The organism is Peribacillus sp. P4_C12 (genome assembly GCF_056402095.1).
Genome location: NZ_JBFUIB010001170.1, coordinates 1 through 584, shown reverse-complemented (window position 1 = coordinate 584; position 584 = coordinate 1). Strand labels below are relative to the sequence as shown.

Here is a 584-nt window from a genome sequence, read left to right as displayed (position 1 = left end):
TTCATAAGAAAGCTGACGACACCTCTCTGAAGTCGGTTCGACTCCTTCGGGAAACTTAGAATCTATTACAACTCCATGTTTTCTTTCCATTAGAAAAAAGGGAGATCCGACGATTGAATCATCATCCGAAAACAGTATAGGTTCAGGAGCTGCTTGAAAATACGCGTTGATTGATGAAAGAATATGGTGTTCCCGTTTCATATCATGTGCCTTTGGAGCAACAGGACCAAGCGGCGGTCTCCTTAATACAGCTTCCCACTCTCCCATCTTCAACTGATAGGTCAAATTGGAATACCCTGTAGAAAACTGTTGCAGTTCTAACGGTTCATTTGGTAGGTCCATGACATTTTTTCTCAGAAAATCTTCTAATGTTCTTAAATTCAGTTCCTCACCGGAACGAACAGGAATCGTATCATCAACCAATTTCCTTCACCCCTTTACACTTTAGAGAATCTAGGTATGAACAAGATGTGAGATAAGCGTATCTTTTATCATTTCAGGAATAGGTTCACTTTTCTGTTCAGTAAAATTGAAACAAACTAAGACCGCACTCCCCTTTGCAATGGCCTCTCCAGTTTGTGAAC

Annotated in this window: 1 protein-coding gene; it reads right to left on the bottom strand. The window is 40.6% G+C overall.

The genetic code is table 11. The features are described from left to right. The coding region (locus AC1DUW_RS31975) for a phosphotransferase (RefSeq protein WP_477644598.1) at positions 1 to 423 on the bottom strand (423 nt) is incomplete at its 3' end. Positions 424 to 584: the final 161 nt, after the last annotated feature.